Genomic DNA, 16,048 nt, shown 5'->3' with positions numbered 1-16,048 from the left:
CTACGCCCGGGATCTGAGCGACCAGAGCGCACCCGCGGCGACTTCCGCGGCTTCGATGCCCGCGCCGAGATCCACCGTCACCACGAGTAGATCGGCACCGTCGGTGTCCCCGACCCGTGGCGCCTGAGCCACGATGGACCCGTCCGGTGCGATGATCCGGCTCTTGCCCAGCAGGTCGCCCCCGCATTGGTTGGCCATGATCCACCACTGGCCGTTGGCCAGCGCATTGGCGGGATACAAGATGTCCCACCAGGATTCGGTAGCGACTTCGTAGGCACATGGCGCGACCACCACCCGGGCGCCGGCGTCATGCAGTGCGCGCGCATAGGCGGGATGATCACCGTCGAAACACGTGCTCAGTCCCACTGGGCCGAGACCGTCGACCTCGACGACGGTGGCTCGCTCCCCTGCGGTGAACGCCTTGTGCTCGTTCAGTGGGGTGTACAGATGGACTTTGCGATGTGCGCCCACGAGCTGGCCATCGGGTCTGTAACACGGTGCGGTGTTGTAGATCCGGCCTGCGGCCAGCTCCGGCACTGTCCCCGCGAACAGCCACACCCCGTGGCTGCGCGCGGCATCTGCCAGTGCTCGGCCACGCGAACCGTCCAGCGGTTCGGCCGCCGTGCGCGCATCGTCGGCCACCGTCGCGGGACCGTATCCGCAAGGCCACAACTCCGGCAGCACAATCAGTTCGCAGCCACGGTCCACGAGATCGGCGATATGCCGCAGTGCGTCGTCGAGATTGCGCTCCGGCTCAGCACATTGCGCCAGCCATTGCGCGATACCGACGGTCAGAGTGTTCGTCATCAGCTGTTCCCGCGCTGCGGTCCGGTCAGATTCTGTGGCGTCAGGATCGCCTCCAGCTCCGAGGCCGTCAGCAGCCCGCGACCGAGAACGAGCGAGGCGATGTCGGAGTCGGAACTCAGCGCGTCGGCGGCGAGCCGGGTCGCCGCCTCGTAGCCGATGTACGGGTTGAGCGCCGTCACCAGTCCGATGGACTGGTCGACCGTGGCACGCATACGGTCCACGTTCGCAGTGATTCCGGCGACGCACCGTGTCCGCAAGGTGTCGCACGCCGCAGTCAGATGGGCCAGCGATTCGAACAGACTGTGCGCGATGATCGGCTCGAAGGCGTTGAGCTGCAACTGGCCACCCTCGGCAGCCATGCTGATGGTGACGTCGTTGCCGACCACCTCGAACGCGACCTGATTGACGACTTCGGGAATCACCGGATTGACCTTACCGGGCATGATGCTCGAACCTGCCTGCACCGCAGGAAGATTGATCTCCCCCAGACCAGCCCGAGGACCGGATGACAGCAGCCGTAGATCGTTGCAGATCTTCGACAGCTTGACGGCGGTGCGCTTGAGCACCCCGGACAGTTGGACGAACGAACCGACGTCCTGGGTGGCCTCCACGAGATTCGAAGCGGTCACCAGCGGCAGTTCAGTTGCGGCGCAGAGCTGTTCGCAGACCGCTTCGGCATAATCCCGATGCGTGTTAAGACCCGTACCGATCGCGGTTCCACCGAGGTTGATCTCACAGATGAGTGTGGCAGCCTCCCTCAACCGGTCACTGTCCTCTCCGACCATGACCGCGTAGCTGCCGAACTCCTGCCCGAGGGTCATCGGCACCGCGTCCTGTAGCTGGGTGCGCCCCATCTTCAGGTGGCCGCCGAACTCGACAGCCTTGTCGGCGAAGGTCGCGACGAGTTCAGCCATCGCGAGTTGCAGCCGATGGACCGCGAACTGGAGCGCGATCTTCAACGCCGTGGGGTAGACATCGTTGGTGCTTTGCCCGAGATTGACGTGCTCGAGTGGATGAAGGTAACGGTACTCGCCGCGCCGGTGTCCTAGTAGCTCCAGACCGCGGTTGGCGATCACCTCGTTGGCGTTCATGTTGGTCGACGTTCCGGCACCGCCCTGGATGACATCGACGACGAACTGGTCGTGCAGCAAGCCTGACTTGAGTTCCACGCATGCCGAGACGATGGCGTCGGCGCGCTCGGCACTGAGTAGTCCCAGTCGTTTATTGGCCAGCGCAGCTGCCATTTTCACGCAGGCGAGCGCAACAATGAGCTCCGGATAGCGTGAGATCTGCGTGCCCGTGATCGGGAAGTTCGCCACCGCTCGGGCGGTATGGACGCCGTAGTACGCCGCGTCGGGGACTTCGTGATCGCCGAGCAGGTCGTGTTCGACACGAACGCTCATCGAGCATCTCCTTCGGCTGCTGCCATCAAGCGTTGGCGAGTGCCGGTATCAAGCGCCGCATCCAGCAGCGTAAGTGCCAGCGCCAGCGCACCATCGGTGGCGGCCCGGTCAGCGGCCGGCGAAATCGCAGCAGCGGCGAACTCCAGCTGGTGGTTGACCGCAGGCAGCGAGTCGATCCCGATGTAGGGGTGGATGGCCGGAATACGCTGGGAGACATTGCCCATGTCGGTCGATGCGCGATTCATCAACGAATCGGAGCCGGAGGTGAACCGCCGGCCAAGTTCCTCGGCGCGGCGTACGTATCCGGTAAGTAGTCCCTCGTCGGTACGGAACTCCGCATAAGGCTTGCTCTCGGGAGTGATGGTCAGGTCGCAGCCCGTCGCGTGCGCGCCGGCCTCGAAACACCGGTTGACGCGCTCCTCCAGGCCCGCGAGCTCGGCCAGTGTGCCGGCTCGGACATACCAACGGCCCTCGGTGCGTTGCGGGATGGCGTTCGGCGCCTCACCGCCATTGGTCATCACGCCGTGCACCCGCACTCCGCTGGGCAGCTGTTGGCGCAGTAGACCGATCGCCACCTGCGCGATGGTGAAGGCATCCGCAGCATTCACCCCCCGATCCGGATACGCCGCAGCGTGTGCGGCTTTTCCGTCGTACTGAATGTGACTGTGCGACACGGCGTATGGTTCGGCCCTGGCCACGTCGACCGGACCGGGGTGGACCATCGCGGCCGCATGCACGCCGGCGAATCCACCGCGTTCGAGTATCTCGATCTTTCCGCCACCACCCTCCTCGGCAGGTGTCCCGAATACCGAGAGCGTGATGCCCAGATCGTCGACGTAGGGCGCCAACGCAACTGCCGCGCCGGTCGAGATCGCGGCGATCACATTGTGGCCGCATGCGTGTCCCATCCCCGGGAGCGCGTCGTACTCGGCGCACACCGCCAGATGAAGCGGCCCGGAGCCGCGGCGGGCCAGGAAAGCGGTCGGCAGACCGGTGAAGTTCGCCTCGACCTCGAATCCGGAGTCCGCAAGGTCGCCGGCCACGCGTGCGCAGGACCGGACCTCTTCCCAGGCGATCTCAGGGTGCGCGTGTAGGTCGTGGGACAGCGCAAGCACGCGACCGGTCGCGTGATCGACCGCAGACCGGACGGCGTCGTCGAGTGCGGCGGTCACAGATCCCCCGGCACACCGTACGAGGGCGCGGCGGTGGGATCGATTCCGCGCGTGCGATAGTCGGCCTTCTGGGGTTCCCACACCGCCCACAGCCGAGTGAGTTCGCCGATCGGATCATCGTGCCAGTCGACCCGCAGATCGGTGACCGGCCACGGTACGTCCTCGACCACCTGAAGGCCCGCGGAATGTACCGGTCCCGCTTCGCCGCCGGCCGCCAGCGCGGCGCGGAGGCCGTCCAGTAGCCGCTGTTCGGTCTGCAGTGCAGTGGAATTGAGGTAGCCGTCGATCAATGCGTCGATCACCGCCGGTTCGGCGAGCATATTGCCCGCGGCGGCGGCATTCTCGGCCTGCCGCTCGTGGCGGGTGCCAAGCGCCTTGGCGCCGGTGTGGATCGCCGTGCCTCCTGAGGAATCCACGACGATCAGCTGGCGATAATCAGCGAAGGGCTCCCCCGAGACGGTCTTCTCAAGTGCCGAGGACGCATTGGCCCCTGCCGCAAGCGCATCCAGGGCCAGCGCGCCAAGGTTCGGGTTCGTGACGTTCTGACTGGCCACCGCTCCCACACCCGCGCGCAGGTGCACACACCGGGATGCGACCGCGGGACTCGACGAGCACACCACCATGCCGAACGCCGCGCCGTTGCGCACCACGAGCGAGAACGTCACGACCGATCTCCACTGAGCACTGCGGTGGCGTCGATCTCCACCAGCCATTCGGGGCGGGCCAGCGCGTCGACGACCAGCCCGGTGGAGACCGGGTAGACGCCTTTCAGCCAGCGCCCCATGACGCGGTAAACCGCTTCGCGGTAGCGGATGTCGACGAGGTAGACCGTGACCTTGACGATGTCCCTCAGACCGCTGCCCGCCTCGTCGAGCAGCATCGCGATGTTGGCCATGGCCTTCTCGGCCTGCGCCTCGACGTCGCCGACACCCACCGACTCCCGGGTGTCGAGGTCTTGTCCGATCTGCCCGCGCAGATAGACAACCCCCCCTGCCACCACCGCTTGGCAGAGATCGTTGTCGAGGTTCTGCTCGGGGTAGGTGTCCTTGGTGTTGAACGGCCGGATTCGCCTGTGGGTCGCGCCGGCCGGCGTCGTATCGCTCATCGTCAGTGGTCCTCTCGGGTGTGGGCGCGGTCAGTGATCGGCGAGCACAGGCGCCTGGTAGGCGAGGTAGCTGCGTTGGATCGCGATCTGATCGGCGAGGTACTTGGCGTCGTGCCAGACTCCCCAGATGAAGCTCGACCCTCGGCGGGACTGCCACGGCAGACCGAGGAAGTAGACACCGGGTTCGCTGGACACACCGCGCTGATGACGGGGACGGCCGCTGTCGTCGAAGGTGTCGACTTGAAGCCAACCGAAGTCGAACGCGAAGCCGACGGCCCAGATGATCGACGTGATGCCAGCCGCCGCAAGGTCGAGCGAGCCGATCGGGTTTCTCACGCACTCCGGATCGGGGGCGAATACCCGGGCCTGGGGCTCCTCGGGCAGGTCCAGTCCGTTGCGGGCGATATAGGCATCTGCCTCGTCGAGCATCGAGAGGTAGTTCCTATCACCGCTTTCGATGTTGGCGCGCAGATCCGGAGCGAATTTCATCACGCCGTTCTCGTAAGGCCCGGCCATCCCGAGCAAGGTGATTCCACGTGCCGCCAGATCGCGGAAATCGACGGTGTGCCCGCCGTGTGCCCCGCTGACCGCGATCGTCACGTGCTCGGCGCCGCGCGGCGGTGCGGCCATGTCCCACTTGCCGAGAACGCCCAGCCACCAACAGAAGTCGCGGCCACGGTAGCTGCGGGGCGGTCGGTCGTGCGGGCCGACGGCGAGATAGACACTGCGCCCGGACTGACGCAGTTCGTCGGCGATCTGCACTCCTGACGAGCCCGCACCGATCACCAGTACGGCACCGCCGGGTAGCTGCTCGGGGTTGTGATACGAGCTGGAGTGCAGCTGATGAAGGTCCGCGCTCTCGGGGACCACCGGCGGGATGATCGGCTTCTGGAACGCGCCGGTGGCAGCCACGACGTATCGCGCATCGATGGTCCCTGCAGACGTCTCAGCCCGGAAGCCGCTGCGTCCCTGAAGCTTTCGAACGGAGTCGACGGTGACACCGGTACGGATCGGCGCGTCGATCTTGTCCGCGTACGCGACGAGGTAATCGGCGACCTCCTCCTTGCCGGCGAAGGCGTCGGGGGCGATGTCGAACTCCAGCCCGGGGAACCGGTCGTGCCAGGCCGGGCCGTTGGCGACCAATGAGTCCCAGCGCCATGACCGCCACCGTTCGGCGATGCGGTCGCGCTCCACGACCAGATGCGGTACGCCGTGCGCACTGAGGTGCTCACTCATCGCGATCCCCGCCTGTCCCGCCCCGACAACGAGAACCTCGACCTCTTCGATCGCCAACTTGACCTCCACAGACTCGGCGTTCCTGCTCGCCCTCCATGGTTCAAGCCGCATTTGCATCTGTACAGCGCGTAGATCCGATGTACGGCATCGATGAAAACGATCCACGCAGGCCGCAGCGTCAGATACTGGGCGGGTTCGCGAACAGGTTGCGGCACAGGTCGGCCACCACGCTGGCCCGGCGGGTGGGACGGGCGGCGACAGCGTCGAGCAGCACGACCGTCAGGCTCGGCGGGCCACCACTGATCGGAACGGCCGCGACAGCATGACCGTCGAGAGCGGTCGGGACCGCGGCTCGCAGGTTCAGCACGCAGTAGGCCAGCCCGCGCCCGACCAGGGCTCGGCAGGTCTCGACCGTCGTCGAGCGATACCGGATGTTCGGCGTGACGCCGGCGGCCCGGAACACGCTCTGGAAGTAGTCGCGGCTATGCGGCAGGTCCAGCAACACCATCGGTTCGTCGGCCAGCTCTGCGAGGTCGACGCTGTCCCGCGTCGCGAAGCGGTGCTCTCCGGACACCAGGACGTAGGGCGGCAGCGTGTACAACGGCCACCGCTTCAACCGCGGATCGTCGACGAGGTCGTAGCCGATGCCCAGTTCGAACGTCCCGTTCGCGACGCCCTCGGCCAGATCGGCCAGATCGACCTCGGTGGTCAACAGGTCGAGTTTGGGAAGTTTCTCAGCCGCGGTGGCCAACAGCTCCGGCAGCAGGTAGGGCGCCACGACCTGGAAACAGCCGATCGACAGGGTGCCGCTCAGCGAGGTGCCCAATCCCTGTGCGACCGCGCGAAGGTCGCCCGCCGATGCCAGCAGCTGGCGGCTGGCAACCAGAAGTTCCTTGCCCGCGGGCGTCAGGCTGATGCCCCGCGCGTGGTGCCGTACCAGCAACTGGACCGACAGCGCGTTCTCCAGGTCGGCCAGCGCGGCCGACATCGCCGACTGCGATAGGTGGACAGCTGCCGCCGCCCGCGTGACACTGCCCGCCTCGGCCACGGCGACGAAGTACTCGAGTTGCCGCAGCGTGTAATCCGACATGTCGGCACCTCCCGCATCAGGAAAATCGATCCTAGGGTTCGGAAACACCTGCTGTACAGGTTCATGTCGTCGGTGCAGGGTGGAACGGTGACCCTCACCGCAGATGCCCCTCCCGAGAATCTGGCCGGCTGGACCCGGCGCGCGGCCGAGGTCGAGCCCCGCGCCGGCGTCTTCATCGACGGCACCTTCCGACCGGCCGAATCGGGGGCTACGTTCGACTCGGTCAACCCGGCCACCGGCGACGTCATCGCGGCGGTGGCCTCAGCCCAGGATGTCGATGTCGATCTCGCCGTACGGTCCGCCCGCCGCGCGTTCGACGGCGGCCAGTGGTCACGTTCCTCGATCTCCGAGCGCAAGCGGGTGCTGCTGCGGCTGGCGCACTTGATCACCGAACACAGCGTCGAACTGGCGTTGCTGGACTCGATGGACATGGGCAAGCTCGTCACTGAGGCCCACACTGTCGATGTCCCCTCGGCCGCCGGCCTGGTCGCCTACTACGGCGAGGCACTGGACAAGATCAACGGCGAGATCGCCCCCACCGAACCCGGCAATCTCGCGCTGGTCACCCGGGAGCCGCTGGGCGTCGTCGGCGCCGTGACGCCGTGGAACTTCCCGCTCGACCTCGCCGTGTGGAAGGTCGCCCCCGCACTGGCTGCCGGAAACTCCGTGGTGCTCAAGCCTTCCGAGCGCGCTCCGCTGTCCTCGCTGCGGCTGGCAGAGCTGGCCGTCGCAGCGGGCGTGCCCGAAGGGGTCTTCAACGTCGTCCCCGGTCTCGGTCAGACCGCGGGTGCCGCACTAGGTCTGCATCCCGATGTCGACGTCCTCGCCTTCACCGGCTCGACCGCCACCGGAAAGGCGTTCCTGAGGTACGCCGCCGACTCCAATCTCAAACAGGTCTGGCTCGAATGCGGCGGCAAGAGTCCGAATCTGGTGTTCGCGGACGCCGATCTGGAGCAGGCCATCGAGAAGGCACTGTTCGGCGCCTTCTACAACCAGGGCGCGGTGTGCTCGTCGAATTCGCGCCTGCTGGTTCAGAAATCGATCGCCGAAGAGTTCGTCGCCGAGTTGGTAGACCGCGCGGCGCAGATGCAGCCGGGCAATCCGCTGGATCCGGCGGCGGCGCAGGGCGCCATCGTCGACGCCGCCCACACCGACCACGTCCTGGGCTTTGTGGACCGGGCACGCGAGCACGGTGACATCCGAGTCGGCGGCAGACGTCTCGAGGGCGGCTGTTTCATCGAACCGACCGTCGTGACGGGCCTCGGCCCCGCCGACGAACTGATCACCGATGAGGTGTTCGGTCCCGTTCTCGCCGTGCAGACATTCGAGGATCAGGACGAGGCGATCCGGATGGCGAACGACACCGTCTACGGCTTGGCCGCATCGGTGTGGACCAACGACCTGCGCCGCGCCCACACGGTCTCCGCCGCCTTGCGGGCAGGCACGGTGTCGGTCAACACCGTCGATGCACTCAGCGCTCAGACGCCCTTCGGCGGTTTCAAGCAGTCGGGGTTCGGCCGGGATCTGTCCCTGCACGCACTCGACAAGTACACCGGTCTGAAGACCACGTGGATCGCACTCTAGGAGCGCATGATTCGCGGCGCCCTCGGTGCTGACCAGATGGGTGCCGAGCCCGCTGCGGTTGGTGTGCCTCGTGGGCGGCCAGTGGCTGTTCGGCACCGGGGAGGCGATGATTGTCGCGGCGCACCTCGGTAATTCGCCGTGGACGGTGTTCGCGCAGGGCACCGCGGTGCGCACCGGGTTGTCCATCGGATCGATGACGAATCTCATCGGCGCGCTGGTGCTGCTGTTGTGGATTCCCCTGCGGCAGAGGCCCGGTCTCGGCACCGTGGCCAATGTGCTCCTCGTCGGAACCGCATTGGACCTCGCGCTGCACTGGTTGCCCGATCTCACCGCCCTCCCGTGGCGAATAGCGCTGTGCATAGGTGGAATCCTGGTCGTCGCGCTGGGTAGTGGCATCTACCTGACGACGGGGCTCGGACCCGGCCCACGCGACGGCCTGATGACCGGGATCGCACGGGTCTCGGGGTGGCCACTGGGGGCGGCACGAGCCGCCGTCGAGGCGACCGTCCTGATCGCCGGCTGGCTGCTGGGCGGCGTCGCGGGGATCGGCACCCTGCTGTTCGCGGTCTTCATCGGACCCTGCGTCCACCTCGCGGTGCGGCTGGTGGGGCGCATCCCGGACGACGAACTCTGACATCGGGCACCGCGGCCGCGCTCGGACACTTGGTCCGCCACGCGGCCGCGACGTCAGCGGCTTTACTGCAGGGCGGGTTCGCTCTCCACAGCCACGTCCGTGTCGGCGGCCGTACGACGTTGGATCCGAAGCGGTTTCGCCGTCAGGTAGCCGACGAGGCCCAGCGCGGTCAGGGTGGCCAGCGTGCCGAGCGTGAACGTCTCGAATACACCCGCGCTCACGCCCCAGGTCTCCTCGAAGTCGTAATCCAAACCGAAGAGGCGGTCCAACGTGCCCGGGAAGACGGCCACCCAGCTCCCCAGCGCCACCCAGGCGAAGCACAGCGCACCCATCGCGCGAAACACTCTGTCCGACACTGGGACTCTGAACGGACGGATGACATCGGGGAACGCTGTGCGCAGCCGCACCGCCGCCGGAATCGAGATCAGATAGCTCAGCAGGAAGGTCGACACCGAGATCGACAGCACGACCCCGAACACCGCAGCCGCTGAACCACTCAGCGCCATCGCGGCCAGCATGAAGACGGTACCGACGACACCGGAGAGCAGATTGACCCGTACGGGCGTGCCCAGCTTGGGGTGGAAGTGGCCGAAGAACCCGCGGAAGAAGGCGCCGTCGGCCGCGGCCATCGCCTGCATCCGGTCACTGATTATCATCCAGGCGGATCCCTGCGTCATCAGAACCAGGGCGAACACGACGCCGGTCACGGTCAGCATGGTCGGTGCCGCGGACCCGTAGACGCTGTAGACGGTGGCGACGGCTTCCATGAGACCCCCGATACCGGTGATCTGTTCGGCAGGCACGACGAGCAAAATGGCAGCGATCGGCAGCAGGTAGGCGGCCGCGGCGATGGCCGACGAGCGCGCGATGGCGATCGGGACGTCGCGGGCGGGCTTCTTCATCTCTTCGGCCGCGCTGTTGCCCGACTCGAATCCGAGATAGGAGAACAACAGCAGCGGCGTGACGCCGAGAAGACCAGCCAGTGTCGGGGAGAAGTCGCTCGAGGTCAGTCCGGCGAAACCGTTGCGGGCGGCGTAGATTCCCGCGGTCACGAGGAATCCCACCAGGAATCCGATCTTGAGGATGGCACCGAGGTTCGGGATCCACTTGCCGTGCCGGAGGCTGACCACGGCGGCGAGCACGGTCATCCAGATGAAGATCGTTTTGAACAGATAGTCGGCCCATGAGCCGTGTCCGAATGGCATGACGTACTGACTCCACACCTCGGCGGCGATGAACGTGCACGAACCACCAACCCACACCGGCTGCGTCACCCACGTCAGCAACGAGGCAATGGCCGCCATCGGCCGGCCGAATGCCCTTCGCACCCATACGTACACGCCGCCCTCGTCGGTGAAAGTGCTGCCGATCTCAGCGAAGATCAGGCCGTAGGGCACCAGGAACAACACCGCGAGCACTAGTGCCCAGGTGAATGTCTGGCCACCGAAGCTGGACACCTGCCCCAGCACCTCGATGGAGACCACCGCCGCCACGATGAGAAAAATGATGTCGAGCCGGCCGAGCGACTTCTGGAGATGTCTGGTCTGACTGGCCGCCAAGGCGGTCTGCTGCTCTGCCGATACCTCGGATGGCTTGCCTGGGCCCATTTATCGCGCCTTTACTTGAGTCGTCAGCGATGGGATACCGCTGCTGTGAGATATGACACTGCGGCCTGCGGGACCACCTGTAAAGCGCTCTTTTCCTGCTTAAGGAATCGCATAAATCGATGTAGTACAACACATTTCGCGATCGCCAAAGCGCCCGAAGCCGATGACTCCAGGCGCCTTGGGCGAGCGGCTACCGCACGGACGCGGCAAGTTCGTCGAGGAGCCGGCGCATCCGCGCAACCAGCTCGTCGATGTCCGCCCGGTCGAACACCAGCGGTGGGGAGAACTGGATCAACGGTGCGCCCTCGTGGTCCACCGCGGCGCGGCAGAGGATTCCAGCCTTCAGCAGTGCCGGCTGGAGCATGTCGTAGACGAAGTCGTTGGCCGCTGTCTCGGCGGCCCACGTCCGCCGCTGTTTGTCGGTCACCAATTCCAATGAGTAGTGGTAGCCGAGGCCTCGAACGTCGCCGACGAGCTGCTGGTCGCGCAGCGAGTCCAGCTGCGCGCTGAAGTAGTCCTCATTGCGCCGGACGTTTCCGAGTACGTCCTCACGCTCCATCACCGCGATATTCGCCAGTCCGGCCGCACAGGCGGCGGGATGACCGCCGAACGTCAAGCCGTGCAGATACATTCCGTCCGGGCCGTTGTTGACCGCATCCAAGATCTCACTCTTGGTGATCATTCCCCCGAGGGGCACGTGCGCTGACGACACTCCCTTGGCGAAGGTGATGACGTCGGGCTTGACATTGAACCGGGTCGAGCCGAACCACTCCCCGAGCCTGCCGAATCCACAGATCACCTCATCGGCGACCAGGACGATGCCGTACCGATCGCAGATCTCGCGCACGCCTTCGTGGTATCCCGCCGGAGGCACCAGCGAGCCCCCTGCGTTCTGCAGCGGCTCCAGGAAGACTCCCGCCACGGTTTCCGGTCCCTCCTGCACGATCAGCGATTCCATCTCGCTCAAGAGCAGACCGGTGAACTGCTCTTCGGTCTCCCCCGCCGGCCGCCTGTAACGCTTGCTGTTCGAGATGTGCCGAGACCCGTACATCAGCGGTTCGAACTGTTTGCGCAAATTGGTCATCCCGTTGAGAGACAGTGCTGCGTAGGACGTTCCGTGGTAGGCCGAGCGGCGCGAGAGAAACTTGATTCGCGTGTACTCACCGCGAGCCTGGTGATACTGCCGGATGAGTTTGACCGCGGCTTCGTTGGACTCACCGCCACCGGAGGTGAAGTACACGCGGTCCAGTCCGGGTGGCGCCAGTTCGGCGATCTTGGCCGCCAACTTCGCCGCAGGCGGGTGTGCGGCGTTCCAGTTGGTGTAGTACGGCAGCTCGGCCATCTGCTCACGGACTGCTTCACCGATCTCGGCACCGAAGCTGTAACCGACGTTGACGCAGAACAATCCGGCCAGTGCGTCGATGTACTCGCGACCGTCGGCATCCCACAGACGGCTGTCCGCGCCGCGGACCATTACCGGCGGTGGCGCGCCCGTGTACGCCGAGCCCGAGGTGAAACTCATGACGAGGTGCCGCTGAGCCAACCTGCCCAGGTCGGTCGCCTCGGCGGCAGAAACCGAAGTGCTGGGGCTCTCGATTGTGTCGGTCATGTGGTGCCGTCCTCTCACCCGATGCTCGCGTCGGATCGCTCACATTCTTTGCGCTCTACCGCAAAGAATGCTCCTTGAAGAAGTTCGCGTCAAGTGGGACAGCGGGTTTCTCAGATATCGATGCCAGTGGCCGAGCGCGCATAGCTGCGCAGCAAGGCCGCGGCGGCAGCGGCGTCCAAGGACGAGTTGCCGCCATTGATGTACATGCCGAAGGCGTCCTCGAGTGCGACAAAGTTCTGTGCGATCGCGAGCACCGACTCCGTGAGCACGAAATCTTCTGTCTTCAGGCCAGATTCGAGAACGGAGACGTAGAGCGAGACCTCCCGCTCGAACAGCAGCATCATGAGCGCGCCATGAGTGGGTTCACGTCCGGCGTTGACCGAGAACTCGTACAGGGCTCGGCTGAGCATGTCACCGTCGCCCGTGGGGAGCCCCGATTCGATCAGGTTGACGAGCCGGTCGACCGGACTGTCCAGCTTGCTGATCGCCTCGAGCCGTTGCCAGTAGTACCTATCAACGGCGCTGCGGTACACCTCGTCGATGAGATCGTCGATCTCCGGGTAGTAGTAAGCCACCAGTCGTGGCGATATCCCCGCGACCTCGGCGATGTCCTTGGCGCGCACGGCACCCAGGCCGCGGTGGGCGATGACCTCGATCGCCGCTGCCACCAATTGGCTGCGTCGGGCGTCCTGGTTGCGCACTCGCGCCACAGCCTGCTCCTACCCGTCCCGAGGTGTCCGCCAAGGGTACGGTATGCCGCCGCGCTCTCCTACCGGGCTGCCGGCGTCATCTACGAGTCATCGCACGGAATGTGAGCTCACCGCCGCCGTCGTGCGATTGTCCTCGGCGATGAGGTCGCTTGCGCGTTCGGCAACCGCCATGATCGTCCCCACCGGGTTGACCGAGGGGATCGTCGGGAGCACCGACGCGTCGACGACCCGCAACCCGCGAACCCCGCGCACACGCAACCGTGAATCACACACTGCCAGTGGCTCTTCGGATGCTCCCATCCGGCACGTGCCGGACACGTGATACACGGTCTGGTGCGTGGCGCGCAGCACGGGCGAAAGCTCCTCGTCGGTGGTGAGGTCCGCGCCCGGAAACACCTCGGCACCGATCCAGTCAGACATCGGCGCCGTCGCCGCAATGCGCCGCGCGAGCCTGATTCCGGCGATCAAGGCCGCTTCGTCGGCACCGCCTGCGTCGGTGAAGTAGCCGTAGTCGATGTCGGGCGGTACATCCGGATCCGCCGTGGTGATCCACACCCGGCCGCGGCTGAGGGGCTTGGCGACGTTGGGCGCCAACGCCACGATGCGATCGGGCAGTTCGACACCGTAGGTGACAGCGTGGTCGGCAACGGCCTCCACCGGAAAGTGCATGAGAATGTCGGGCCGCGCGGGACCGTCGCTGCGCAGCCGCACCGCGGCACCGGCGTCCCAGCCGGTGGCACAGGTGCCGGGGATGTCGCGCCGGGCCTCCCAGACGATGAGGCCCTCGGCATGGTCCATCAGGTTCTCCCCGACACCGGGGCTGTCCACGACCGTCGTCACACCCGCTGCGGCCAGAACGGCCTGCGGCCCGATCCCGGAGAGCTGCAACAACTTCGGTGAGTCGATCGCGCCGCAGCACACGACCACCTCGCACGAGGCACGAATCTCATGCTCGGCTCCGTCGTCGTCGACGGCCAACACGCCTACCGCGACCCCGTCCTCGAGCAGTATGCGCACCGCGCGCATACCGTGCCGAACTCTGAGGTTGTCGCGCACGCCGATGATGTCGTGCAGGTAGTGCACCGATGTCGACGACCGCAGATGAGTCTGTGGCGTGTAGCCGATCTCGAAGAAGCCCGATCCCACGCCGGTGCGGGCGAAGTCGGGATCGCTGTTCCAGTTCGACCGCCGCGGCAGATCGAGGGCGGTCACCGCGGACGCGACGACGTCGGCGACGTAGCGATTCTGATCTTGCTCGGGTATCGGGACGATCGGCGTCGCGAGTCTGTCAAAGCAGGCGTCGACCGTGTCAGAGTCCCAGCCCTCGACACCGAGTGCCGCCCACTCCTGCAGATCGGCGGCCAGCGGTCGCCAGCTGATCATCGTGTTGGCCGTGGAGCATCCACCCAGGATGCGCATCCGTGCCTGCCGGATGTTGGAGTTACCCCGCTGTTGCGTGATGCTGCGATAGTCGAGGTCGTACTCGCTCTCCACCATCTCCGGCCACCGACGGATATCCAGCGCACGGGGCTCGCCTGCGTCCGAGGGCCCAGGCTCGATGAGGGTGACCCGGACATCGGGATTCTCCGAAAGGCGGGCAGCGACAATGCATCCTGCGGTGCCACCACCGACGACCAGGAACTCGCAGTCACTCACGCGACGCTCGGTGCCGCACGGTTGACGGTTGCCGCGGACACCCGCGGCCGCATCAGCACGTAGTACAGCGGGCAGATGACGGCCAGGCCGACGATCCACGAGATGTCCACCTTGCCGATGGCCTCGGCGGCGAACCCGGTGAACAACGTCGTGGACAGGAACGGAATCTGCACCAGGATGCCGGCGAAGTAGCAGCCGATGGCCACCCAGTTGAAGCGGCCGTAAATGCCGCCGTCACGCTCGAAGAGCGCATCGATGTCGTAGTGGCCGTGTCGCAACAGGTAGTAGTCGACCAGGTTCACCGCCGTCCACGGAATCAGCACACACAACAGCAGTGCCAGGAAGTTGGCGTAGTTGGCCAGGAAGTCGTCCGCGCTGATCAGTGCCGGTATCAACGTGAGCACGAACAGCACGATCGCGACGGCCGCGCGACTGCCGGCCTGGGGATTCCAGCGCGGGACGATGTTCTGCCCGATCGTGATCGTCGACAGCGTTCCGCAGTACAGGTTCATCGCGTTGGTGGCGGTGATACCGATCGCGAAGATGGCGAACACCCCGGTCGTGACGCCGTGGGTCAGCGTCGAGAGTCCGTCGAGTGTCTCGTCGTTGGGCAGCGCAGCACCCACCAGCACACCGAGCAACATCGGGAGCACCGAGCCGAGCACGCACCCCGAGTAGGTGCCCCAGAACGCGGCGCGCTGGCCGGTGTCCTTGGGCATGTACCGGGTGTAGTCGGAAACGTATGGGGCGTAAGCAATCTGCCACAGAGCAGCCACCGAGAGGGTGGCCATGAAGCCGGCCCAGGTGAAACCGTCGGTGTGCCACGTGCCTGCCGGCACGCCGTTGACGCCGACGATCCACACGAAGGCGACGACGAGCGCTCCGCCGGCCACTACCGACAACACCGCCGTCACTCGGTGAATCAGCCGGTAGCCCACGATCGTGGCGGCCACGCTGATCAGTCCGATGATCACGATGGACCAGTTCGTGGGGATACCCGTGACGTGCGAAAGTGCCTGTCCGCCGAGGACTGCGTTGGAGGCGAAGAAACCCAGATACATGAACACGACGAGGACCACGACCAGAAGGCTGCCGTACGACCCGAACTGGGCGCGGGTCTGCAGCATCTGGGGTACCCCCATCTGCGGGCCCTGCGCAGCGTGCAACGCCATCACGACCGCGCCGATCACGTTGCCCAGTACCACCGCGACCGCGCCGGCCCACCACGGCAGACCGAATACCGTGGTGGACAGCGCCCCGGTGATGATCGTCAGCAGCATGATGTTGGACCCGAACCACACCGTGAACAGATCACGCGCTCGGCCGTGGCGTTCGTCCACCGGGACGTGGTCGATGGTCCGGCGCTCGACGGATTCCGGTTTGGAGCTGGGTGCGGTCATGGACACCGGCCTTCACTGACGACGTTTCTCGCGGC

At 65.9% G+C, this 16,048-nt stretch carries 14 protein-coding genes; 2 read left to right on the top strand and 12 right to left on the bottom strand.

All coding sequences use genetic code 11. The features are described 5' to 3' along the window. The 7 genes from G6N32_RS02755 to G6N32_RS02725 form a co-directional block, all read right to left on the bottom strand. Positions 1-807 carry a carbon-nitrogen hydrolase family protein gene (locus G6N32_RS02755; RefSeq protein WP_115317464.1) on the bottom strand — a complete coding sequence of 269 codons (807 nt, stop codon included), beginning with the start codon at positions 805-807 and terminating at the stop codon, positions 1-3. Further along, the gene (locus G6N32_RS02750) at positions 807-2,210 is read right to left on the bottom strand and encodes an aspartate ammonia-lyase (RefSeq protein WP_115317465.1); all 1,404 of its coding nucleotides are present in this window, start codon (positions 2,208-2,210) and stop codon (positions 807-809) included. The genes G6N32_RS02755 and G6N32_RS02750 overlap by 1 nt, the downstream gene beginning before the upstream one ends. Next, complete coding sequence (locus G6N32_RS02745) at positions 2,207-3,382, bottom strand: M20 family metallopeptidase (RefSeq protein ID WP_115317466.1); 1,176 nt, start codon at positions 3,380-3,382, stop codon at positions 2,207-2,209. Before G6N32_RS02745 ends, G6N32_RS02750 begins: the two co-directional genes overlap by 4 nt. Beyond that, positions 3,379-4,047, bottom strand: coding sequence for a DUF1028 domain-containing protein (locus tag G6N32_RS02740; protein ID WP_115317467.1), 669 nt, complete (start codon positions 4,045-4,047; stop codon positions 3,379-3,381). The genes G6N32_RS02745 and G6N32_RS02740 overlap by 4 nt, the downstream gene beginning before the upstream one ends. Then, positions 4,044-4,487 carry a RidA family protein gene (locus tag G6N32_RS02735; RefSeq protein ID WP_163789099.1) on the bottom strand — a complete coding sequence of 148 codons (444 nt, stop codon included), beginning with the start codon at positions 4,485-4,487 and terminating at the stop codon, positions 4,044-4,046. Before G6N32_RS02735 ends, G6N32_RS02740 begins: the two co-directional genes overlap by 4 nt. 30 nt (positions 4,488-4,517) lie before the next feature. Beyond that, complete coding sequence (locus G6N32_RS02730; RefSeq protein ID WP_115318870.1) at positions 4,518-5,780, bottom strand: flavin-containing monooxygenase; 1,263 nt, start codon at positions 5,778-5,780, stop codon at positions 4,518-4,520. Between the two features lie 121 nt (positions 5,781-5,901). Continuing rightward, a complete protein-coding gene (locus G6N32_RS02725) occupies positions 5,902-6,813 on the bottom strand; it encodes a LysR family transcriptional regulator (RefSeq protein ID WP_115317469.1) in 912 nt (303 codons plus the stop codon). Positions 6,814-6,900: 87 nt separating this feature from the next. Between G6N32_RS02725 and G6N32_RS02720 the strand changes: the two genes are divergently transcribed. Together G6N32_RS02720 and yczE are read left to right on the top strand one after the other, a co-directional pair. Further along, complete coding sequence (locus tag G6N32_RS02720) at positions 6,901-8,397, top strand: aldehyde dehydrogenase (RefSeq protein ID WP_232077455.1); 1,497 nt, start codon at positions 6,901-6,903, stop codon at positions 8,395-8,397. A 25-nt stretch (positions 8,398-8,422) separates the two neighbouring features. Beyond that, complete coding sequence (gene yczE / locus G6N32_RS02715; RefSeq protein WP_115317471.1) at positions 8,423-9,031, top strand: membrane protein YczE; 609 nt, start codon at positions 8,423-8,425, stop codon at positions 9,029-9,031. Between the two features lie 62 nt (positions 9,032-9,093). On the opposite strand, the gene G6N32_RS02710 is transcribed toward yczE, so the two are convergent. The 5 genes from G6N32_RS02710 to G6N32_RS02690 form a co-directional block, all read right to left on the bottom strand. Next, positions 9,094-10,638 (bottom strand): APC family permease, encoded by a 1,545-nt coding sequence (locus G6N32_RS02710; protein ID WP_115317472.1) that lies wholly within the window; start codon positions 10,636-10,638, stop codon positions 9,094-9,096. Between the two features lie 190 nt (positions 10,639-10,828). After that, on the bottom strand, positions 10,829-12,247 hold the full coding sequence (locus tag G6N32_RS02705; RefSeq protein WP_115317473.1) for an aspartate aminotransferase family protein: 1,419 nt from the start codon (positions 12,245-12,247) through the stop codon (positions 10,829-10,831). 110 nt (positions 12,248-12,357) lie between these two features. After that, complete coding sequence (locus G6N32_RS02700) at positions 12,358-12,915, bottom strand: TetR/AcrR family transcriptional regulator (RefSeq protein WP_163789097.1); 558 nt, start codon at positions 12,913-12,915, stop codon at positions 12,358-12,360. Positions 12,916-13,044: 129 nt separating this feature from the next. Next, positions 13,045-14,613 (bottom strand): GMC family oxidoreductase, encoded by a 1,569-nt coding sequence (locus G6N32_RS02695; protein ID WP_115317475.1) that lies wholly within the window; start codon positions 14,611-14,613, stop codon positions 13,045-13,047. Further along, positions 14,610-16,013: a purine-cytosine permease family protein gene (locus G6N32_RS02690; protein ID WP_115317476.1), complete on the bottom strand. Its 1,404-nt coding sequence runs from the start codon at positions 16,011-16,013 to the stop codon at positions 14,610-14,612. Before G6N32_RS02690 ends, G6N32_RS02695 begins: the two co-directional genes overlap by 4 nt. Between the last annotated feature and the right edge of the window lie 35 nt (positions 16,014-16,048).

It is taken from the genome of Mycolicibacterium aichiense (assembly GCF_010726245.1).
GTDB classification, from domain to species: domain Bacteria; phylum Actinomycetota; class Actinomycetes; order Mycobacteriales; family Mycobacteriaceae; genus Mycobacterium; species Mycobacterium aichiense.
This window is presented reverse-complemented; position numbering and strand designations above follow the sequence as displayed.